Genomic DNA, 20,485 nt, shown 5'->3' on the forward strand with positions numbered 1-20,485 from the left:
GGTCCACCAGCCACCGGTCGGTTACGGCCCCTCAGGAGCCGTCCCGCTGCAGCTGCTCGACCACGCCCCTATCCTCCAGGGTACTGGTGTCGCCTATCAGCTCCTGGCCGGCGGCCACGCTCCTAAGGAGGCGGCGCATGATCTTGCCGGAGCGCGTCTTGGGCAAAGCGTCCGCGAAGCGCACCTCGTCGGGCCGCGCGATGGCGCCGATCTCGGTGGCCACGTGCTTGCGGAGCTCCTCGCGCAGGGTCGCCGTGGCGTCGAACCCCTGCTCGAGCGTCACGAACGCCACGATGCCCTGGCCCTTTATCTCGTCGGGGCGGCCGACCACGGCGGCCTCGGCCACGGCGGGGTGGGAGACGAGCGCCGACTCGACCTCCATCGTTCCGAGGCGGTGGCCAGACACGTTGACCACGTCGTCGACGCGCCCCATCACCCAGAAGTAGCCGTCCTCGTCCTTGCGGGCGCCGTCGCCGGAGAAGTAGACGTGCGGGACCTCGCCCCAGTACTGGTTGCGGTAGCGGTCGTCGTCGCCGTACACGGTGCGGAGCATGCCGGGCCACGGGCGCCGCATCACCAGGTAGCCGCCCTGGTTGACGGGCGCGTCGTTGCCGTCCGCGTCGACCACGGCGGCGTCGACCCCGAATAGGGGCAGCCCCGCCGAACCGGGCTTGGTGGCGTGAACGCCTGGGATGGTCGAGATCATGATGGCCCCGGTCTCCGTCTGCCACCACGTGTCCACGATGGGGCAACGGTCGCCGCCGATCACGCGCCGGTACCACATCCACGCTTCCGGGTTGATGGGCTCGCCCACTGTGCCGATGAGGCGCAGGCTGGACAGGTCGTGCTTCTCCGGCCACTCGCGGCCGAGCTTGATGAAGGCGCGGATGGCCGTGGGCGCCGTGTAGAACACGCTCACGCGGTAGCGCTCGATCATCTCCCAGAAGCGGTCGGGGGCGGGGTAGGTGGGGTTCCCCTCGTACATCACCTGCGTGGCCCCGTTCGACATGAGGCCGTACACGACGTAGGAGTGCCCCGTCACCCAGCCGATGTCGGCCGTGCACCAGAAGATGTCGTTGTCGCGGAGGTCGAAGACGTACTTGGCCGTCAGCGAGGTGTGGACGAGGTAGCCGCCGACGGTGTGGAGCACGCCCTTCGGCTTGCCGGTCGAACCGGAGGTGTAGAGCACGTACGCCGGGTGCTCGGCGTCGACGGGAACTGCCTCGCACTGGTCCGAGGCGTCCGTCATCAGCTCGTGGTACCACTCGTCGCGTCCCGGCTCCATGTCGACCACGTTCTCGGCGCGCCTCACCACGATCACGTGCTTGACGCTCGGGCTGGAGGCCAGCGCCTCGTCGACGGCCGGCTTGAGGGGCAGCACGGCGCCGCGGCGGTAGCCGCCGTCCGCCGTGATGACCAGGCTGGCCTTCGCATCGTTGATGCGGTCGGTCAGGGCGTGCGACGAGAAGCCCCCGAACACGACGGAGTGGGTGGCGCCGATGCGTGCACACGCCAGCATGGCCACGATGGCCTCGGGGATCATGGGCATGTAGATGGCCACCCGGTCGCCGAGCTTCACGCCCTTGCCCTTGAGCACGTTCGCGAAGCGGCTGACCTCCGTGAGCATCTGGCCGTAGGTGATGGTGCGCTTGTCGCCCGGCTCGCCCTCCCAGAAGAAGGCGACCTTGTTGGCCTTGCCCTCGGCCACCTGGCGGTCGAGGCAGTCGTAAGCCAGGTTGGTCTTGCCGCCCACGAACCACTTGACGTGGGGCTCGTCCCACTCGACGACCTTGCTCCACGGCTCGAACCAGTGGTGGCGCTTCGCCGCCTCGCCCCAGAAGGCCTCCGGGTCGTCGATCGACTGACGGTACATGCGCTCGTAGTCCGCGGGGTCCCCCAGCAGGGCCCGGCGCTGGAACGCCTTGGGAGGGGCGAACTCGCGATCCTCTTGCAGGATGGAATCGATGGTGTCGGCCATGGGGTCCTCCAGTCAGGTCGGCGCGGGGCCGCGCCCTACCGAATAAGGTTGCCTGTACTCGCACGCGAGTCTATCGCACGGGCGCCCTCGGAGCGGCAGCGGCCGCCCGTCCGGTGCGGCCCTCACCGCAGCCACGCGCGCGGCAGCCGCCACCAGCCGGGCGTGAAGACGATGAAGACGGTCACGACCTCCAGACGGCCGGCGTACATGGCGAACATGAGCAGGAGCTTCCCGGCCGCGGGCAGGTGGTCGAGGTGCCCGATGGGCGCGTAGGGGCCGAGCCCGGGCCCGGTGTTGCCGAGCGAGGCGATCGAGGCGCTCACGGCGCTCGTGAAGTCCGCCCCCAGGAAGACCAACCCCAACGCCGTCGCGGCGAACAGCCCGACGTAGAGGCTGATGAAGGCCGCCACGGCGCGGACGACGTCCTCGGGGACGGTCCGGTTGCCGACGCGCACGGGCAGGACGGCGCGAGGATGCAGCGCCTGCTTCACCTCGCGCGCCGTGTTCTTGACGATGAGGAGCCAGCGGATCACTTTCACGCCCCCGCTGGCCGAGCCGCCGCAACCGCCCACGAACATGAGGAGGAGCAGGATCGCCTGCGCCGGCAGACCCCACTCCCGGAAGTCGGCGGAGGCGAAGCCGGTGCTGGTCACCATGCTGGCGGCCTGGAAGAGGCCGTGGCGCAGCGCGTCGCCGGCACCATGCTCGGCGCGCAACAGGAGGGCCAGCAGTAGGCCCGCCGTGAGGATGATGCCGGCGTACGCCCGGAACTCAGGGTCCCTCAGCACGTCGCGCGGGTGGCCGGTCACCGCGCGGTAGACGAGGAAGAAGCTCGTGCCCGACAGGGTCATGAACACCACGCCTATCCACTGCAGCGCCGGTTCCTGGTACGCCGCGAAGCTGTTGGCGTTGGGACTGAAGCCGCCGGCGGCCAGCGTCCCGAAGGCGTGGGCCAGGGCCTCGAACGGTCCCATGCCCGCCAGCAGGTAGGCGGCGGCGCAGGCGAGGGTGAAGGCGAGGTAGAGCGTGACCACCGCCAGGGCCGTCTGCCTCAGGCGCGGGGTCAGGCGCTCCTGGTTCGGCCCCGGCATCTCCGCGTGGAAGACCTGCCTGCCGGCGATGGCGAGCTGCGGGAACACCGCCAGGAAGAGCACCAGGATGCCCACGCCGCCCACCCACTGCGACACGGCCCGCCATAGGAGCAGCGTGTCGGGAACGAGCGCGAAGTCGGCGATGGTGGTGGCGCCGGTGGTCGTGAAGCCGCTCATGGACTCGAAGAAGGCGTCGAGGGGCCCAAGCTCGCCGCTCACGGCGTACGGGATGGCGCCCAGCGCTGGCAGCAGCAACCAGGAGAGCAGCACGGTGTTGAGGGCCTCGCGGCGGCTCGGGTCGGCGTCGGGGCTGCCGAGGCGTCGCAACAGCCAGCCGAGAGGCACGGCCGCCACGGCGGTGAGCAGGAAGCCGGCGTACGGGTCGCCGACGGCCAGGGCGTAGACGCAGAAGAGGGCGGCCGCGACGCTGAGCGCCAGCAGGCCCGTCCCCAGCACGTACGGCAGGAACCGGCCGCGGGTGCCCAGCCGCGCCGCCACGGCCGGCGTCACTCCCCCTGCTTCCTGCCGCGGCGGTCCTCGAGCCACTCCTCGACGCTCGCCACGGCCTCGGGGACGGTGACGACGTAGAGGTGATCGCCTGGGCGGATGACGGTCTCGCCGTTGGGCACGATGATGCGGTCGTCGCGCAGCACCGCGCCGATCAGCATCGGGACGGGCGTGCCGAGGTCCATGACGCGCCCCCCACCGCCGCCCTCCGGGAACGTCACCTCCATCACCTCGGCCCGGTCCTCGATGGTGGCCAGGTGCTCGACCTCGTCGACGCCGAGCCAGTTGAGGACCTCCTGCACGGCCGCGGCGCGCGGGGTGAGGGGCGAGTCGACGCCGACCCGCATGAAGAGGCGCCGGTTGCGGGTGCGGCCCACGCGCGTGACGACCTTGGGGATGCCGAGCTGCTTGCTGAGGAGCGACACGAGCAGGTTCTTGGCGTCGTCGTCGGTCACGGCGACCATGGCGTCGGCGTCCTCCACGCGCTCCTGCTCGAGCAGCTCGAGGTCGGTGCCGTCGCCCCTGAGGACGAGGGCGTGCGGCAACCACTGCGCCAGCTTCTCGCACCGCTCGGGGTCCTCCTCGATGATGGTGAGCTCGGCGCGGTTGGCGCCGAGCTGCTGCGCCACCATGAAACCGACGTTGCCGCCGCCGACGATCACGACCTTGGGCGAGCGCTTGTGGGGCGCGAAGCGGCGCTGCAGCTCCCGCATGCGCTCGGTGGAACCCATGAAGACGACGCGGTCGCCCGGCTCGAACACGGTGGGGCCGGTGGGGATGAGGAAGGCGTCGCCCTTGATCGCGCCCACGGCGAGCACGCCGGGCGGCAGCGTGAGGCTGCCGAGGCTGGCGCCCAGGAACGGGTCGTGAGCCTCCAGCAGGAACTCGAGGAGCATGATGCGGCCGTTGGCGAAGCGGGCGCTGTCGATGGCCCGCGGCACCTTGACGATGTCGGCGATCTGGTGCGCCAGGATGCGCTGCGGCCACAACACCCGGTCGATCAGGAGGCCAACGGATTCGAAGGCGCCGTCGCGCTTGAAGGCGTCAACGTACCGCTGCCTGGTGACGAACGCCAACGTCTGCTTGGCGCCCAGACCCTTGGCGGCGAGGCAGGCGAGGACGTTGACGTCGTCGCTCGACGTGCAGGCGATGAACGCCCTCGCGCGCTCCACGTTCGCCGCGCGCAGGTCGTCGGGGTCGGTGCCGTTGCCGCGCGCGAACTGCACGTCCATCGCCGAGAAGGCCGCCTCGCGCTCCGGATCCTGGTCGATCACCGTCACGCTGTGGGTCCGGTGGAGCTGCGCCGCGATCAGCGCGCCGATCTCACCCCCGCCGACGATGACGATCTGCATCCGACGATCTTACCGGCGAGGGCGCGTCGCCGCGCCGATCCCCGCGGCCGCGACCAGGGCGGCGAGCAGCAGGGCGGGGGTGAGGCCACCGTAACGGACCCAGAAGGTGAGATCCGTGCGGGGCCCGAAGCTCGCGGTCAGGGTGGTCGGGACGCCCCGCGGCGCCTCCGCCGTCACCCGCCCCCACGGGTCGATGGCGGCCGTCACGCCGTCGTTGCCGGCGCGGAGGAGCCAGCGACGCGTCTCGATGGCCCGCAGGCGCCCCATGTCGAAGTGCTGCCACGCGCCGGCCCCGACGCCGAACCAGGCGTCGTTGGTGGCGAGGACCAACACGTCGGCGCCATCCGCCACGAGCTCGCGCTGCACCTGGGGGAAGACCGACTCGTAGCAGACGTAGGCGCCGACGAGCCCGACACGCGTGGCCACCGGGGCCACCGTCTCGCCGGGCGAGGTGCTCGCCAGCAGGGGGAGCCCGAACGCGCGGAACACGGCGGCGTACACGCCCTCGAGCGGTTCGTAGAGCGGCCAGCGCTCGCCGAAGGGGACGAGGTAATGCTTGTCGTACCGACCGACCGCGGCGCCGCGCTCCAGCGCCAGCAGGGAGTTGTAGTCGCGGCCGCCCCGGTAGGTGCGGCCGCCCACGATGAACGTCGCCCCGGGTGCCGAGTCGGTGATGGCGGCGCGGAGCGGTCCGGCGTCGCCGGCGCCCAGGTCGTAGCCGAGCACGGCGCCCTCGGGCCACACCACGAGGTCGAAGGGCGGGTCGCCGGCGGCCGCCGCGGCCGAGACGGCGTCCTCGGTCAGGCGCAGGTGGGTGTTGAGGTCACCCGCGGCGCTGGCCGCGCGCGCGAACGGGTCGACGTCGCCCTGCACGAGCAGCGCCCGCAGCTCGGGCGCGCCCGAGCCGGGCGCGCCCAGCTCGGGCGCGCCATCGTCGGCCGCGAACCCGGCGAGGAACGCCGCGCCCACCAAGACCGCAGCGGCCAAGGTGGCCGGCGCCGCGCGCGCGGCGCGGGTGCGTGCCGGCGCCGCCCAGGGCGCCGCCGCGGGCGCCGCCGCGGGCGCCGCCCAGGGCGCCGCGGCCAGGGCGGCCGGCACGACCACGAGCAGGCTGAGCCCGTACACGCCCACCTGTGCCGCGAGTTGCGCGACGGGGGTGTCGAGCCAGGCGTAACCGAGCGTGCCCCACGGGAAGGCGAAGTAGCCCTGCGTGCGCGCCCACTCGACGAGGACCCAGAGTAGCGGCAGGTAGACGATGGTGCGGCGGGCCCTGGCGCGGGGGGTCGCCCCGCCGCTGAGGGCCGCCAGTCGCCACGCTCCCCAGGTCGTCAGCCCCCAGAAGAGTGACAGGACGGCGAGCATGAACGGGTAGACCGCCCAGAACGCCGGCCCGAAGAGCTCGGCGAAGGAGCGTGGCAGCCACAGGACGTACAGCGCGAAGAACGGCGCCGCGAACGTCGCTCCCAGCCAGAACGCCCGGCGCGCGCCCCGCGCCCGCGCGACGAGCGCGAAGACCGGCGCCACCGCGAAGGCGAACGGCCACCAACCGAGCGGCGGCAGGGCGAGCGTGAGGAGCAGGCCGCACAGGGCGGCGGCCAGGAGGGGCACGGCGGTCAGGTGGCCGCCAGGAGACCCGCAACTAGCGCCAGGCGCTCGAGCGACCCGGTGACGCGGATGTGCTCGTGCCGGGCGTGAGGGCCGCCGCCCACGGAGCCGAGCCCGTCGAGCGTCGCGACGCCGAGCGCGGAGGTGAAGTTGCCGTCGGAACCGCCACCGACGACGGCGCCCTCGACCGCCAGCCCTAGCCGGACCGCCACCTCCCGCGCGGCGTCGAACAGGGCCTCGTTGGCGGGGGTGAGTTCCAGCGGCGGACGGTTGAGGCCGCCCGTCACCGTGAGCGTGACGCGCTTGTCGCGTGGGCTATAGCCGTTGACGGCCTGGGTCACGCGCTCCGCCTCGCTCGGCTTGAGGACGCGCACGTCGACGTAGGCCGTGGCCTCCTCGGCGATGACGTTGGTGGCGAAGCCCGCGGTGGCGACCGTGACGTTGACGGTGGTGCCGGCCACGTCGTCGCTCAGGTCCTCGACGTAGACGAGCATGTGGGCCAGCTCGCGCAGGGCGCTCGCGCCGTCGGACGGGTTGTTGCCGGCGTGGGCCGAGCGCCCCTTGAAGCGGAGTTCGAAGGTGCCGACGCCCTTCCGCCCGACCTTGAGGGCGCCGTCGTCGCGGCCGGGCTCGAGCACGAGGACCCGGTCGTGTTCGCGCGCCAGCGCCTCGATGAGGGCGCGCGACTCGTGCGAGCCCGTCTCCTCGTCGCTCGTGACCAGCAGGGTGACGTCGCCGGCCAGGGGCAGTCCCAGCTCGTCCAACACCGTCAGTGCCGTGAGCGCGGTCGCGATGCCGGCCTTCATGTCGACCGTCCCGGGACCGAAGACCTTGTCGCCGTCGCGCCGGAACGGCATGGCGGCGAGGGTGCCGAGCGGCCAGACCGTGTCGTAGTGACAGAGGAGGAGCGTCGTCGGTCCGGTTCCGCCCGTGCGGCGCCCCTCGAGGATGTCGCCGGCGGCCGCGCGAGCGTGGCGCGTCACGGCGAACCCGTGGTCCGCCATGAGGGCCGCCAGGCGGTCGGCCAGCGCGTCGCAGGCGGCCTTGTCGTTGGTGGGACTCTCGCGCTCGACCAGGTCGGCGAGCAGTTCCAGGTAGCGTGGCTCGGCCGCGTACGCGGCCTCGAGGATCGCTTGGCTCATGGCGCGATGTTAACTGGTGGCGCGGGTCGGGCCGGGGGTGGGGCTACGCGCCGGCGGCGGCGCCGGTCACTGGCCGCCGCGGCGCTCGCCCTGCGTGCGGCCACCCCGGCGACCGCCGCGACCGCGACCGCCCTGCCTGTCGCCGCCCTGCCTGTCGCCCGCCTGCTTGTCGCCCGCCTGGCGGGTGCCGCCCTGCCCGCCGCGCTCCTGTCGCGCGCCGCCCTGTTGGTCGCGGCGCTCGGCGCCGGCGGCGTGCGGCGTGCGCGGCGGACGCCAGCCGCGCGGCAGGGGCAAGGGTGGGCGGCGACGGCGCTCCTCCCAGAGCGTCTCCGCCAGGTGCCTGACAGTGGGTTCCGCGGTGGTCCTGGCGTAGCTGTACCCGAGCCGGAGGTCGCTGTCGGCCTGCAGCGGGTCGGAGTCCTGGCCGAGTACGTAGCGCGACAGGTAGACCTGCGCCAACAGGACGTCGCGCATGCGCTGCGGCTTGACGGCGTGAAGGTCCTTCAGCGCCTCCTCGAAGGCGACCATGGCGCCACGGGCGTCGCCGCGCTCGCTCAACGCCTTGCCGCGCTTGAAGTGCTTGGCCGCGTTGTAGAGGAGCTCCCGCATGGCGCGATCATAACCGCGCCGGCCGCGGCGGGCCGCCTAGTCGAGGGGCGCGCCGGTGCGCACGATGCGGTTGCGCCCGCCGCGCTTGGCGAGGCCGAGGGCGGCGTCGGCGGCGTCGATGAGGCGCTTGAGCACGTCGGGCGAGTTCTCGACGGTGGCCGCTCCGGCTATCCCGACCGACACGGCCAGCGGCCACTCCACCGGGGCGAGCACCGTCTGGCTCACGGCGTGCCTGACGCGTCGCATGACCTCGACCGCCTGCTCGGCGTCGGCGGCGGGCAGCACGACCACGAACTCCTCGCCGCCCCAGCGGACGGCCTGGTCACCCGGCCTCAGGTGCTGCGTGAAGATCGCCGCCAGGGTCTTGAGGACCTCGTCGCCGACGGCGTGACCGTAGACGTCGTTGACGCGCTTGAAGTGGTCGATGTCGAGCATGGCTACGCTCAACGCCGCGCCCGTCACGTGCGCCTGGCCGACGAGCAAGCCGGCGCGCAGCTCCAGGCCGCGCCGGTTGAGCAGGTTGGTTAGCGGGTCCGTTCTGGCCGCGGCGGCCCAACGGTCGCGGTCGCTCATCAGGTGCAGGCGCGTGGCCAGCATGGGAGCGCACGTGTCGAGCACGGAGGTGCGGGCCGGGCGCCGCGAGAAGTAGATCCTGCCGATCTCCGCCCCGCCGGCCACGAGCGGGTAGGCGTAGCCGTCGGTCGTGCCCGCGGAGGCGGTGCCGTGAACCTCGATGCCGCAGCCGTGAGGCACGCGCGCCACGGTGTCCCGTAGCATCGTGACCAGCGCGGTGGCGTCCTCTGGCACCTCGGTGATCGCGTCGAAGGCGCGCTGCCAGGCCCGCAGCTCGCCGTCGACCACGCGCTGCGCGGCGCGGCTGGTGACGAGCGCCAGGATCACGACGGCCACCTGGATGTAACCGAGCAGCGCGACGATCACCAGCACGTACGGGTCGAAGGCGATCCGGGCGCGGTACAGGACGAGCAGCAGCCCGCTGCTGACGACCTGGAGGCTGGTGACGGCCACCGCCACCGGCAGGAACTCCACGTGCATGTCGTCGAACTCGATGAGCAGCCCGAGCGCCAGCATGACGTACGACATGAGCCACAGCACCATGGTCGCGCTGCCCGCTTCCGTCCCCGTGAGCCACGCCAGGGAGCCGGCGCCCAACGCCCGCAGGTAGAAGCCGAGCACGACCAGGACCCTGCCCTCGGAGGCCCCGCCCGCCATCGCCCCACCGAGGAGCGGCAGCGTGGTGATCACCAGGAGCGTCTCGAGCACGGGGAAGGCGAGGGTGATGGTGGCGGGCGGGTCGAGGAACAACAGCCAGACGAGCAGCCCGACGGCGGGTATCAGCGCCAGGACCAGCGAGCGGGGCAGCCGCTTGCGGGGCATGAGCAGCATGGCCGCGAACCAGGTCGCCAACCCGAGGTAATAGGTGACCTCGGTGATCAGCGGGGTGGTCGTGGGATCGCTGAGCCGCTGCGCGAATCAGACGATCTCCTCGACGGCCCAGAGCGTGGCGGCCACGGTGGCCAGGCGCCACGGGAGCGTCCGCGGCGGCCTGCGCAGCATGATGAACGCCACGGTGACGGCGGAGAGGGCGAGCGCGGCCGAGAGGAAGTACCCGCCGAACGTCGCCAGGACTAAGATGGCGACGAGGACGCCGAGTACGTAGCGTCCCGTGGGTCTGGCCTGGTCAGTTGCAACCGACATATGAACCCTAAGAACGTGAAGTGCGTCCGTTGCTCGCCGGCCAAGGGGGGAGGAGGTCAGGACGTCAGCCGCGGCCGCCTGCCGCTCCGCCGGCCGCGTGGTAGGCGGCGAGCGACACGGCGACGGCGAGGTTCAGCGATTCTACCCGAGGCTGCGTGTCGATGCGCACCCGGGCCGCCTCCGGCGGGGCCGCGTGGGCTTCCGCGCCGCCGCCCCACTCGGGTCCGAACCAGAGGGAGGCGGGGCGGGCGAAGGTCGCGTCCCTGAGCTCGGTGGCGCCGCTCGCCACGAGGCAGTAGTGCCTGCGCGGCGCCGTGTCCCTCAGCGCCCCCAGGTAGTCGGCGGTCGAGGCCACCACCTGGCACCTCAGCGCGAAACGCATCCCGACCGACGCCCTCACCACGTGGGGGCTCCAGGCGTCCACCCGGGGCGCGACGAGGACCACGTCGTCGAACCCGAACGCGGCCAGGCTCCGCAGGGCGCTGCCGACGTTGCCCGCGTGGCTCGGCGCCACGAGCACCACGTGGTCGGCGTCCGGCGCCACGACGTCCTCCGCCTTGGCGACGACGGCCAGGCAGAGGACCTGCTCGTGGCGCCGCAGCCGCCTCACGGCGGCGTCATCCCAGCGCACCTCGAGCCCCGCTTCGCGCGCGGCCGCCACGAGCGCGGCGCGCCACCCTTCGGGCAGGTCGTGGTGCGCCACCACGGCGGTCACCGCCGCCGGGCGGTGGGCCAGGGCGGCCAGGGCGGCGAAGTGGCCGAAGGCGTAAGTGTGAGGCGCCCCGGCCGTGTACGGTGCCAGCCCGGTGGGGGCCGCGGGGAGGGTCATCCTCCCGCTGCGGGTCCGGCCTCGGCGCTCAGGCCGGCGGCGGCGCCGAACGGCTGCGTCAGGCCGGACCTGGCGACATCCACGGCCTCGGGCGGCGCGTACCCGAGGGCCAGGACGCCGCGGTAGGCCCGCAGGGCGTCGTCCCGCCTGCCCGCCATGTCGTAGACCTGGCCGAGGCGCGCGAGCACGAACCCGGGCAGGTAGTAGGGCTCCTGGAAGTCGGAGCGCATGGCGCGCTCGAGGGCCTCGAGGGCCTCCGCCGGATGGTCGTGTTCCAGCAGCACGTTGGCCTCGAGGTAGGTGGCCTCCGGGGTGCCCAGGCGCCGCAGGGCCTCGAGCAGCGAGCCCGGCTCCTCCGCCGCGCCCTGCATGGCGTGATCGAGGAGGGCGCGGTCGCGCGCCTCCTGGCTCGGCTCGGGCGTCGCCTCGAGGCGCTCGAGCGTCACCCGCCCTGCCAGGGCGTCCTCCAGCGCCGGCAGCTCGTCCACCGCCGCCAGGAGGGCAACCCGTTCGTGCGGGAGGGCGAGGACCCGCTCCGCCATCACCTTCGCGCGAGCCGCCAGCCAGCCCGTGCCCGGGCCCTCGCCGAACAGCTCGGCCCGGGTGCGCTGGTAGGCGGCGACGGCCGGCACGAGTTCGTCCCGGACGCGCGCGTGGCCGAGCGGCGTCGCCAGCAGCTCCTCGACGGGCGCCTGCGCAGCTCGCACCTTGCGCAGGTGCTCCTGGCCCGACTCGGCGCGGCCCAGCACCTCCTCGAAGCGGCGCGCGTCCTCTGCGGCCTCAGGCGCCCCGGCGGCGCCCGGAGCCCCCGCCCCGCCGATCGGACAGCCGACCTCGTAGACCGCCACCCCGGCGCAGCGTGCCCACGGCACCACGGCGAGGGGCAAGGCGATCTCGTCGGTGGCCTGCCAGGCGGGGTCCTGCAGCGCGCCGGGCGCGACGGGCGCCAGCGCGAGGGCGGGCGTGCCCGCGGCCCTGATGGCGTCGCGGACGTCGAAGGCGTTGTAGCGTGGGAAACGTGTGTGGAACGGGCCCACCAGGGGCACGACCACCACTCTCGAGACTGCCGTCATGCCCCCATGCTAAGCGCAGCCCGCGAGGCGGCGCGGTAAGGTGGCGGAGCGACCACGGTGGGCGCCGCGACCGGGGTTCCTGCCGCCGCGGCCCCCGGGTGACCGGACTAGGACGGAGCGAATGTACAGGACCGAGCGGCAACCTGCCTGGCAACGCGATCTCACATGGGCGAGCGCCCTGGCGTTGGCCGCCGCGCTCGCCGCGGGCGTGGTGCTCTTCAGCCTGGCCCAACTCAGCGGGCCACGCGCCGGCGTCGACCTCGTCCGGGGCGTGCTGGAGGTGACCCTCCTACCCGGTGCGGGCGGCACGGGCGTCGGCGTCAAGACCCTGACTCAGTACCGCGCGGGTGAGCCGCTGATGCTGCTGCCGGGGCTCGAGGTCTACGCGGACGCCACCGAGATCCCCGACTTCACCGTCGAGGCGGCCGTGAGCCGCGGCGCCGGCGTGCTGAGCGACAAGCTCGTCACGGCAGGGCAGGCGGCGCTCCTCGCTGCCGCCACCAACCCGGAGCTTAGGCGCCAGCTCGACATCGCGCTCGCCGGACCGGTGGTCGAGCTGGTCACGGCCGACGTGGCGCGCGAGCTGCTCCCCGCCGGACTCGACGACGGCACGCGGCTGGCCGACTGGCCGGCCCAGGCGGCGGCCAACCCCGGCGAGCGCGTTCAACCGATCGTGGGCGTGTTCCTCACGTTCCCGCCGCGCGAGCTGCAGGGCGCGAGCAACCGGGAGATCGGCAACGCCGTGGTGGCCGGGCTCGCTGCCCAGGTCATGGATGGGGGCCTCGACCGGGCCCTGGCGCTCGTCACCAACGACAACCTGCGCGCGCGCCTAACGCGCGCCGTCGACACCCGAGCCCGCGCCCAGCTCCACGAGCTGTTCGCGGCGATCCTCAGCGGACACGTGGCCGAGATGGCGGTCCGCCTGGAGGAGGCCAAGGCCGTCCTCGCCGGCGCCCGGTCCGACGGGGCGGGCGGGCTGAGTGGCCTGCTGCCGGCCGCGAGCCTCGCCGGGTTGACCGCCGAGCAGGCGGACGCGCTCGTGGTGCGCACGTTGGCGGAGCGCGCCTACGAGGGCGGCGGCGCGCTCGCCGCCGCGCAGCTCACGCGGGCGGACCAGGCGCAGCGCGTTCGCGCCGTCGCGCCGCTCGTCGACGCCTTCGCCGCCCCGGCGCACGGTCGGTACCTCGGTCTCACCTACCTCGCGGGGATCGTGGCCGTCCTGCTAGCGGCTCTGGTGGTGGGGTTCTCGCGCGGGCTGATGCGGCTCGTCAACCCCGGACTCGCGGTGCTGCTGGCGGCCGCGCCGGGCGCCTACCTCCTCGACAGGCTGCGGCTCTGGGTCAACCCCGACGCCGCCCTGCCAGTCGGCGCTGCCGCCGAGGGGGTGCCTGCTGCGCTGGGCGGGCTCGCCGCTTACCTTCTGGCCCGGCTACCCGCCGACGCCGTGCTGGTCCCGCTGCGGAACCACGTGGCGCTGCTACTCTTCGGCGCCTCGCTCGTCGTGCTTGCCCTCGTCGCCTGGTTGCTGCGCGGGCTCCGTCCTAGGCGGCGCGGCTTCCGCTGAGCCTCGGGAGGCGCGCGGGAGCGGCGCCGCCTGGTGGCGCGCTCACCAGGTCGTGGCTGGAACCGCCCGCACGAACGCCTCGAGCGCTCCGCCCTCGCGCGCCAACGCCGCCACCTCGCCGAAGGGGACGGTGACGGTGAACTCGCCCTGCACGTACGGCCCCACCGCGTACGGATCGAAGACGAAGGTGAGGCCGGCCGGCCCCAGGGTGAAGGTCGTCAGGTCGGACGGCTCCACGACGGCGCCGCCCTCGATCCACTCGGCCCCCTGGCGCAACAGGTCGGCGGTGACCCGGGCCGTGAGGACCGCCTCCCAGTCCGCGTCCTCGTCGAAGAGTTCCGGCAGGGCCACCCTGGCGGCGCCGGTGGGGCCGACCTCGAGCAGGCTGGAGGAGTAGTAGCTGTTGGGGTGCGCGCCGCCCGTGTAGGTCGAGGAGCTCGTGAGCAGGCTCAGGAAGGCGCCGGCCGCCCCGGCGAGGTCGACGTAGTCGTCGCTCGTCCACCCCCAGCCGAGTCCGTCCGCGTCGGCGCTCGCGCGCCCCTCGGAGATGAACGTCCCGACCTGGTCGAAGGCGCCGGCCTCCAGGCCGCCCGCCACCGACCGCAGCGCCGACGGAGTGAAGCGCGGCCACGCCGAGCCGGCGTCAAGGCGGCCCTCCGACAGGCGCAGGTAGGCGTACTGGGCCACCCGCGCCAGGGTGGCGGCGCCGGCGACGCCGTCCAGCGTCAAAGTCAACTCGAGGCGCGCCCCGTCGTCCTGCCACGTCGGGTGGAGGCGGCCGCTCAGGTGACCGGCGCTCGCGCCGGCGGGTAGGTCGGGTGGGGCGGAGCCCGACTCCAGGTAGAGGATGTCGAGACTCGGCGCGCCACCCGGCGCGACCGCGGCCAGGTCGACCTCGACCACGTCCTCGTCCTCGACCGTCCCGACGCCCGTCAACACCATGCCGCGGCTGTTGCTTAGGACGCGCGCGTGCGCCACGCCCTCACCCACGAAGGTCAGGTCGACGACGACGTCGTCGAGCCCCACGGTGCCCGCGTAGAGCGCCCGCCACGGCGCCGGGTCGGCGGCGGCGGCGAGGCCCATGCCAAGCAGCAGGAGCGCGGCGATGACCCCGGCCGCGCCTCGCCGCCCGCGGCGACCTCTCACTTGTCTGTGACAGTTCATGCCCGAGTCTACCCGGAGGGAGGGGCGCCTTCGGCAGGACCGGGCGCACCGGCCTAGGATGAGTGATGGCGAGCGAGGGGGAACGGCGCGTCGCGCTGGTCGTGATCCACGGTATCGGTAAGCAGGCGCCCTTGCGCACCCTGGGGGCGTTCGCGCAGGGGGTCGTGCGCGCCGCCGCTCAGGAGGCGGGAGGCCCCGTGGGGACCCCGGTGGGTACCGCCGTGGCGGCGCCCCGCCTCCTGACGGAGCGGCTCGGCGGGCGCCTGCGGCCCGCGGTCAGGCTCGAGCGTGACGGGCGCGGCGACCTCGACGTCTTCGAGTACCACTGGGCCGAGCACTCCGTGGGTCGCCTCGGGGCGCTGGAGGCGTTCGCCTGGCTGCTGGGCGTGAGCGTCGCCGGACTCGACTTCAGGCGCCAGGTCCCCTACCTCGCCAACGGCGCGTCGCCGCGGCGGCTGGCGGCCGCCCTTGGGACGCAACTCCTGCAGGTGATCGCGTTGGCCGGGGGCGCGGCGGCCCTGTTCGTCGCCTTCCTCGCAGTCCTCGGCCGCGCCGACACCGTCGTGGCGGCGTTGCGCCGGGCGGGTCGGGCGCTACCCGAACCCTCCATCGGGGAGGCGGCGCTCCTCCTAACCCTTGGGTGTCTCGTCGTCACCGCCGTGGCCCTGGGGCGCGACCTACTGCTGTCGAGCCTCGAGGCCGCCCGCGTCGCGCGGCGGCACGGCGGCCGTGGCGCCTGGGCGGGCATGTTCGGGCCGGCGTCCGGTGGGTGGCGGGGGCCGGCGACGGCGGTCGCCGGCGGCCTCGTGATCACTGCTGCCCTGGTGACGCTCGCCGCCCGGCCGCTCCTCGGCGATTACCGCGCGGCGGCCGCGGCCCTCCTCGCCGAGCCGGGCATCGCAACCGCCGCGCTCGCGCTCTGGGTGGCCGCGGCAGCCCGCCGCTACCTCCTCACGCACGTCGCCGACATCGCGCTCTACGTCACGAGCGACCGCGTCTCCGCGAGGGCGCGCACGCGCCGCGCCATACTCGACGAGGGCGAGGCGCTGGTGAGGGACCTGCTCGCCGCCGGCTACGGCGAGGTCTACCTGGCGGGCCACTCGTTGGGCAGCGTGATAGCCCTGGACATCCTCGACCGCATGGCGCGCGCGCCCGGCGCCGCGGACGACCCGGTCCTGCGCCGCGTGAGGGGGCTCCTCACCTTCGGCTCGCCGCTCGACAAGGTCGCCTACTTCTTCAGGCAGCGCCCCGAGGAGGGGGAGGCCATAAGGAGCCAACTGATCTCGTTCCTCCACGGGGTGAGGCGCCGACCCGGCCTGCGCGACTACGGGCCGTACCTGGCCGCGCCCTACTCTCTCCCGTTCCGGGACCTGCGCTGGTGGGCGGTGCACGCCCCCGGCGACGTCCTCTCCGACCGCCTCGAGCACTACCGCGTCGACGTGCGCGTGAGGCTACCCGTGGGCAACCCGTTGCGGGCCCACCAGGCGTACTGGTCGAGCGACCGCTTCTTCAGGGTCGCGCTCGAGTGGCTGGACGGCGAGGAGCCGGTGCTAGGCTGACCGGCATGACGTTCGCTCCCCGCATCACCGTGGTCGGCGCCGGCATGGCCGGCAGCGAGGCCGCCCTCGCCGCCGCCCGTGCAGGCGTCGCCGTCGACCTGTTCGAGATGCGCCCCGCCAAGCTGACCCCCGCTCACCGGACGGGCGACTTCGCCGAGCTCGTCTGCTCCAACTCGTTCGGCGGCGAGGCGGAGAGCAACGCCAAGGGGCTGCTCCAGGCGGAGATGCTGGCGGCCGGCGGCGTGATCATGCGCAGCGCCCACGCGCACCGGGTGCCGGCCGGGGGCGCCCTGGCGGTCGACCGCGAGGCCTTCTCCGCGGCGGTCACGCGCGCCGTGAGGGACGAACCGCTCATCACCGTCCACGCCTCCGAGCTGACGCGGGTGCCGGACGGCACCGTCGTGCTCGCCACCGGGCCGCTCACCTCGGACGCGCTCGCCGCGGACCTCAGGCGCGTGGTCGGCCACGACTTCCTTGGCTTCTACGACGCCGCCGCCCCCGTGGTCGCCTTCGACTCGATCGACATGAGCGTCGCCTACCGCAAGGGTCGCTACGATCAGGCCGCCGACTACCTCAACCTGCCGCTCACGCGTGAACAGTACGCCGCCTTCCACGCCGCGCTGGAGAACGCCCGCTCGCACACGCCGCACGACTGGGAGAAGCTCGAGTTCTTCGAGGGTTGCATGCCGATCGAGGAGCTGGGGCGCAGGGGCGTCGACACGTTGCGCTTCGGTCCGATGAAGCCGGTGGGCCTCGAGCACCCGACCACCGGCGAGCGCTTCCACGCCGTGGTGCAGCTCAGGCAGGAGGACGCCGCCGGCCGCATGTGGTCGCTGGTCGGGTTCCAGACCGGCCTGAAGTGGGGCGACCAGAAGACGCTGGTGCAGTCGATCCCGGGCCTGCAGGACGCCGAGGTGGTGCGTTACGGCGTGATGCACCGCAACACCTACCTGAACGCCCCGCAGCTGCTGGCCCCCACCCTGGCCATGCGCGAGCACCCGCGCCTCTTCGTGGCGGGGGTGCTCGCCGGCACGGAGGGGTACCTGGAGTCGTCCGCGACCGGCTGGCTGGCGGGCGGCAACGCCGCTCGCGCCGTTCTGGGCGCCGCTCCCCGCGTCCCGCCGGCCGAGAGCATGTTGGGCGGCCTGGTGCGCTACCTGGCCAGCGCGAGGTCGGACGGCTTCCAGCCCATGAACGCCAACTGGGGCCTCGTGCCCGACGCTCCCAAGGTGAAGGGCCAGGGCAAGCGCGAACGGCGCGAGGCCATGTACCGCCGCGGCCTCGCGGCCTTCGAGGGGTGGTTGACGGGGCGCGACGAGCGCCACGCGACCGTGTCGGCCTCCGGGGCGGCGGCGGGCGACGCGGCGGACTGACCCGGCCGCGGGCCGCTTCCGGGGTCGGTCGCGAGCCCCTCACATAGAATGCCGCATGTTCGCCGTCGACCTACGCTCCGACACGGTCACGCTCCCCACCGCCGAGATGCGCGCCGCCATGGCGGAGGCGCCGGTGGGCGACGACGTCTACGCCGAGGACCCGACCGTCAACCGCCTCCAGGCGGTGGCGGCGGAACTGACCGGCTTCGAGGGCGCCCTGTTCGTGCCGTCCGGCACCATGAGCAACCAGATCGCCATCGCGGTGCACGTGCGGCGCGGCTCGGAGGTGATCGCGCCCATGGGGGCGCACGTTTACGAGTTCGAGCCGGGCGCCATGGCGACGATCGCGGGCGCGCTTCCGCGGCTCGTCGAGGCGCCGGGCGGAGCGCCGACCGCCCAGGCCGTGCGCGCGGCCATCAGGCGCAGCGTCCACCAGGCCCCCACCGGGCTCGTCGTGCTCGAGAACACCCACAACATGGCCGGCGGCGCCGTGGTGCCGCTCGCGGCCATGCGGGACGTGCAGGCGGTGGCGCGCGAGGAGGGGTTGCCGGTGCACCTCGACGGCGCCCGGGCCTTCAACGCCGCGGCCGCCCTCGGCGTGCCCGTGTCCGCCGTCACCCACGGCTTCGACAGCGCGTCGCTCTGCCTCTCGAAGGGCCTCGGCGCCCCCGTCGGCAGCCTGCTCCTCGGCAGCGTGGCGTTCCTGCGCGAGGCGCACCGCTACCGCAAGATGCTGGGCGGCGGCATGCGCCAGGCGGGCGTGTTGGCGGCGGCGGGCCTCGTGGCCCTCGAGCGGATGCCGGCGCGCCTGCCGGCCGACCACGCGCGCGCCAGGCGCCTTGCCGAGGGGTTGAGCCGCGTGCCGGAGGTGACGTTGGACCTCGCGGCCGTACAGACCAACATGGTCTACCTCCGGGTGAGCGACGCGGCGGCGTTGGCGGCGCGCTGCGCGGCGGCCGGGGTGGGGATCGGCAGCATGGGGCCGACCACCGTGCGGCTCGTCACGCACCATCAGGTGGACGACGCCGGCGTCGAACTGGCGCTCGAGGTCATCGCGCGCGAGGCGCGGGCGCTGGGCCGCGCCGCGTGAGCCGGGCCGCGACCGCCAGGGTGTGGCTCCTCGCCCACCCGGCGGGGCACTCCCTCAGCCCGCTCATGCACAACGCCGCCTTCGCCGCGTTGGGCGCGCGCGTCGAGTACGCGGCGCTCGACGTGGCCCCGGCCGACCTACCGGCCGCGTTCGAGCGGCTGCGGCGGCCCGAGGTGCTCGGCGCCAACGTGACCGTCCCGCACAAGCAGGCGGCGCTGCGGCTCGTCGACCGCGTCGAGGAGGAAGCGGGCGCCCTCGGCGCCGTCAACACCGTCGTGAACGCGGGCGGCACCCTCGTGGGCTCCAACACCGACGGCGCGGGGTTCGTGGCCGGGCTCCTCGAGCTGGCGCCTGAGTTCGCGCGCGGCGGCTTCGCCGCGCTGGTGCTCGGCGCCGGCGGCGCGGCCAGGGCCGTCGTATGGGCACTGGCGCGCCTGGGCGCGGACGTGAGCGTGCTCAACCGCGATCCCGAGCGGGCGGCGCGGCTCGCCGGCGACCTGCTGGCAGCGGGCGCCGGCCCCGGCGCCCTGCTCGCGCTTGGGGCCGGCACGGCGCGCGCGAGCGGCGTGGACCTGGTCGTGAACACCACCAGCGTCGGCATGGCCGGCGGTCCCGCGCCGGACGGCCTGCCGCTGCTAACGCGGGCGGACCTGGCGCGGCTCGCCGGCGGCGCCGTCGTGGTCGACCTCGTCTACCGTCCGGCAGTCACGCCGCTCCTGGCGGCGGCGGCCGCGCTGGGCGCGCGGTGCCAGAACGGCGTGGCGATGCTCGTCGGCCAAGGGGCGCTGTCGCAGGCTGCCTGGACCGGGCTGGAGGCGCCCGTCGGCGTCATGCGCCGCGCGGTGGAGGAGGCGCTCGCGGGGGAGCGTTGAGGGCGCCGCTTCTGGCGCTTCAGCGCGCGGCGGCCCCCGGCGCCGCGTCGCGGGTTGGTAGTATCGGCCTCGTGCGTATCGCGATCCTGGCAGACGTGCACGGCAACCTGGCCGCCCTCGAGGCGGTCCTCGCCGACGTCGAACGCCAGCGCGTCGACCGCGTCATCGTCAACGGCGACTCCGTCAACCGCGGCCCGCAGAGCGTGGAGGTGGAGCGGCTCCTGGCTGAGCTGCCGTACGAGACGACCCTCGGCAACCACGACGACCTGATGGTGATGGTGCACGAGCGCCACCCGGACCTCGGCGAGGGCCTGGAGGACCCGTTCTGGAGCGGCAACCGCATGACGGCCGCCGCGCTGGCGGCCGCCGGCCTGCTCGCGGGCGTCCGCCGGCGCCCCATGACGATCCGCGTGGCCGAGGCCGGCGCGCCGGTCCTGCTGGTGTCGCACGGCAGCCCCCGCCATTACCGCGAGGGCTACGGCCCGTCGCTCACGCCGGAGACCATCTCGGAGATCGTCGAGGAGTACCCGGCGGACGTGCTCGTCGGCTCCCACACCCACCGCCCGCACCTGCAGCGCTGGGCGCGCTACACCGTCTTGAATAGCGGCTCGGTTGGCGCCCCCTTCAACGGCGACCCGCGCGCCCAGTACCTCCTCCTGACCTTGAGCGGCGGCGCGTGGTCACCCGAGTTCCGGCGCGTGCCGTACGACATCGGCCGCACCGTGGCGGCCTACGCCGCGTCCGGGCTCGCGGACGGCGGGGGCCTCTCCGCCCACATCTTCCGCGAGGAGCTGATCCACGCCCGGTCGTACATCGTGCCGTTCCTGATGCGCTGCGAGGAGGGCCGGTTCGAGCGCGACCTGACCGGTTGGGCCGAGTACCGGCGGCTGGCCGCGGCGCGCTTCGTCCTGCCGACCATGGAGCCAACGGTGAGCGCGTCGCCCGAGCCGTGAGGCCCGGC

Annotated in this window: 17 protein-coding genes; 6 read left to right on the forward strand and 11 right to left on the reverse strand. The window is 73.9% G+C overall.

Translation table 11 applies throughout. The features are described from left to right. Positions 1-31: 31 nt before the first annotated feature. The 10 genes from acs to H3C53_03850 form a co-directional block, all read right to left on the reverse strand. The gene (gene acs, locus H3C53_03805) at positions 32-1,978 is read right to left on the reverse strand and encodes an acetate--CoA ligase (protein ID MBW7915801.1); all 1,947 of its coding nucleotides are present in this window, start codon (positions 1,976-1,978) and stop codon (positions 32-34) included. Between the two features lie 122 nt (positions 1,979-2,100). After that, positions 2,101-3,567 carry a TrkH family potassium uptake protein gene (locus tag H3C53_03810; GenBank protein MBW7915802.1) on the reverse strand — a complete coding sequence of 489 codons (1,467 nt, stop codon included), beginning with the start codon at positions 3,565-3,567 and terminating at the stop codon, positions 2,101-2,103. 8 nt (positions 3,568-3,575) lie between these two features. Then, positions 3,576-4,928 (reverse strand): Trk system potassium transporter TrkA, encoded by a 1,353-nt coding sequence (gene trkA / locus H3C53_03815; protein ID MBW7915803.1) that lies wholly within the window; start codon positions 4,926-4,928, stop codon positions 3,576-3,578. Between the two features lie 9 nt (positions 4,929-4,937). Then, positions 4,938-6,536 (reverse strand): apolipoprotein N-acyltransferase, encoded by a 1,599-nt coding sequence (lnt, locus tag H3C53_03820; protein ID MBW7915804.1) that lies wholly within the window; start codon positions 6,534-6,536, stop codon positions 4,938-4,940. A gap of 5 nt (positions 6,537-6,541) precedes the next feature. After that, on the reverse strand, positions 6,542-7,663 hold the full coding sequence (locus H3C53_03825) for a M20 family metallopeptidase (protein MBW7915805.1): 1,122 nt from the start codon (positions 7,661-7,663) through the stop codon (positions 6,542-6,544). A gap of 78 nt (positions 7,664-7,741) precedes the next feature. Continuing rightward, a complete protein-coding gene (locus H3C53_03830) occupies positions 7,742-8,284 on the reverse strand; it encodes a hypothetical protein (protein ID MBW7915806.1) in 543 nt (180 codons plus the stop codon). 36 nt (positions 8,285-8,320) lie between these two features. After that, on the reverse strand, positions 8,321-9,709 hold the full coding sequence (locus H3C53_03835) for a GGDEF domain-containing protein (protein ID MBW7915807.1): 1,389 nt from the start codon (positions 9,707-9,709) through the stop codon (positions 8,321-8,323). 66 nt (positions 9,710-9,775) lie between these two features. Further along, positions 9,776-10,000, reverse strand: a complete 225-nt coding sequence (locus tag H3C53_03840) for a hypothetical protein (protein ID MBW7915808.1) — start codon at positions 9,998-10,000, stop codon at positions 9,776-9,778. 64 nt (positions 10,001-10,064) lie between these two features. Next, entirely contained in the window at positions 10,065-10,829 is a 765-nt protein-coding gene (locus H3C53_03845) for a TrmH family RNA methyltransferase (GenBank protein MBW7915809.1), read from the reverse strand. After that, the gene (locus tag H3C53_03850; protein MBW7915810.1) at positions 10,826-11,902 is read right to left on the reverse strand and encodes a hypothetical protein; all 1,077 of its coding nucleotides are present in this window, start codon (positions 11,900-11,902) and stop codon (positions 10,826-10,828) included. Before H3C53_03850 ends, H3C53_03845 begins: the two co-directional genes overlap by 4 nt. A gap of 121 nt (positions 11,903-12,023) precedes the next feature. Between H3C53_03850 and H3C53_03855 the strand changes: the two genes are divergently transcribed. Further along, a complete protein-coding gene (locus tag H3C53_03855) occupies positions 12,024-13,466 on the forward strand; it encodes a hypothetical protein (protein ID MBW7915811.1) in 1,443 nt (480 codons plus the stop codon). Positions 13,467-13,508: 42 nt separating this feature from the next. Here H3C53_03855 and H3C53_03860 read toward each other — a convergent pair whose 3' ends face one another. Then, positions 13,509-14,630, reverse strand: coding sequence for a DUF3298 domain-containing protein (locus H3C53_03860; GenBank protein MBW7915812.1), 1,122 nt, complete (start codon positions 14,628-14,630; stop codon positions 13,509-13,511). Between the two features lie 65 nt (positions 14,631-14,695). Here H3C53_03860 and H3C53_03865 point away from each other — a divergent pair, with 65 nt between their 5' ends. From H3C53_03865 to H3C53_03885, 5 genes are all read left to right on the forward strand, one after another. Beyond that, positions 14,696-16,189, forward strand: coding sequence for a hypothetical protein (locus tag H3C53_03865; protein ID MBW7915813.1), 1,494 nt, complete (start codon positions 14,696-14,698; stop codon positions 16,187-16,189). A 5-nt stretch (positions 16,190-16,194) separates the two neighbouring features. Then, complete coding sequence (gene trmFO, locus H3C53_03870; protein ID MBW7915814.1) at positions 16,195-17,562, forward strand: methylenetetrahydrofolate--tRNA-(uracil(54)-C(5))-methyltransferase (FADH(2)-oxidizing) TrmFO; 1,368 nt, start codon at positions 16,195-16,197, stop codon at positions 17,560-17,562. Between the two features lie 55 nt (positions 17,563-17,617). Further along, positions 17,618-18,652, forward strand: coding sequence for an aminotransferase class I/II-fold pyridoxal phosphate-dependent enzyme (locus tag H3C53_03875; protein MBW7915815.1), 1,035 nt, complete (start codon positions 17,618-17,620; stop codon positions 18,650-18,652). 65 nt (positions 18,653-18,717) lie between these two features. Beyond that, the gene (gene aroE / locus H3C53_03880; protein ID MBW7915816.1) at positions 18,718-19,524 is read left to right on the forward strand and encodes a shikimate dehydrogenase; all 807 of its coding nucleotides are present in this window, start codon (positions 18,718-18,720) and stop codon (positions 19,522-19,524) included. Positions 19,525-19,595: 71 nt separating this feature from the next. Continuing rightward, on the forward strand, positions 19,596-20,477 hold the full coding sequence (locus H3C53_03885; protein MBW7915817.1) for a metallophosphoesterase family protein: 882 nt from the start codon (positions 19,596-19,598) through the stop codon (positions 20,475-20,477). The last annotated feature ends 8 nt before the right edge of the window (positions 20,478-20,485 follow it).

The sequence above is a fragment of the Trueperaceae bacterium genome (assembly GCA_019454765.1).
Lineage (GTDB): Bacteria > Deinococcota > Deinococci > Deinococcales > Trueperaceae > JAAYYF01.

What these genes read in the sequence shown, in the direction of transcription:
- H3C53_03840 (MBW7915808.1), bottom strand. Translation starts at nt 10,000, where the DNA reads ATGTCGGTTGCAACTGACCAGGCCAGACCCACGGGACGCTACGTACTC.
- H3C53_03860 (MBW7915812.1), bottom strand. Translation starts at nt 14,630, where the DNA reads ATGAACTGTCACAGACAAGTGAGAGGTCGCCGCGGGCGGCGAGGCGCG.
- H3C53_03830 (MBW7915806.1), bottom strand. Translation starts at nt 8,284, where the DNA reads ATGCGGGAGCTCCTCTACAACGCGGCCAAGCACTTCAAGCGCGGCAAG.
- H3C53_03850 (MBW7915810.1), bottom strand. Translation starts at nt 11,902, where the DNA reads ATGACGGCAGTCTCGAGAGTGGTGGTCGTGCCCCTGGTGGGCCCGTTC.
- H3C53_03855 (MBW7915811.1), top strand. Translation starts at nt 12,024, where the DNA reads ATGTACAGGACCGAGCGGCAACCTGCCTGGCAACGCGATCTCACATGG.
- acs (MBW7915801.1), bottom strand. Translation starts at nt 1,978, where the DNA reads ATGGCCGACACCATCGATTCCATCCTGCAAGAGGATCGCGAGTTCGCC.
- H3C53_03845 (MBW7915809.1), bottom strand. Translation starts at nt 10,829, where the DNA reads ATGACCCTCCCCGCGGCCCCCACCGGGCTGGCACCGTACACGGCCGGG.
- aroE (MBW7915816.1), top strand. Translation starts at nt 18,718, where the DNA reads ATGCACAACGCCGCCTTCGCCGCGTTGGGCGCGCGCGTCGAGTACGCG.
- trmFO (MBW7915814.1), top strand. Translation starts at nt 16,195, where the DNA reads ATGACGTTCGCTCCCCGCATCACCGTGGTCGGCGCCGGCATGGCCGGC.
- H3C53_03865 (MBW7915813.1), top strand. Translation starts at nt 14,696, where the DNA reads ATGGCGAGCGAGGGGGAACGGCGCGTCGCGCTGGTCGTGATCCACGGT.
- H3C53_03875 (MBW7915815.1), top strand. Translation starts at nt 17,618, where the DNA reads ATGTTCGCCGTCGACCTACGCTCCGACACGGTCACGCTCCCCACCGCC.
- trkA (MBW7915803.1), bottom strand. Translation starts at nt 4,928, where the DNA reads ATGCAGATCGTCATCGTCGGCGGGGGTGAGATCGGCGCGCTGATCGCG.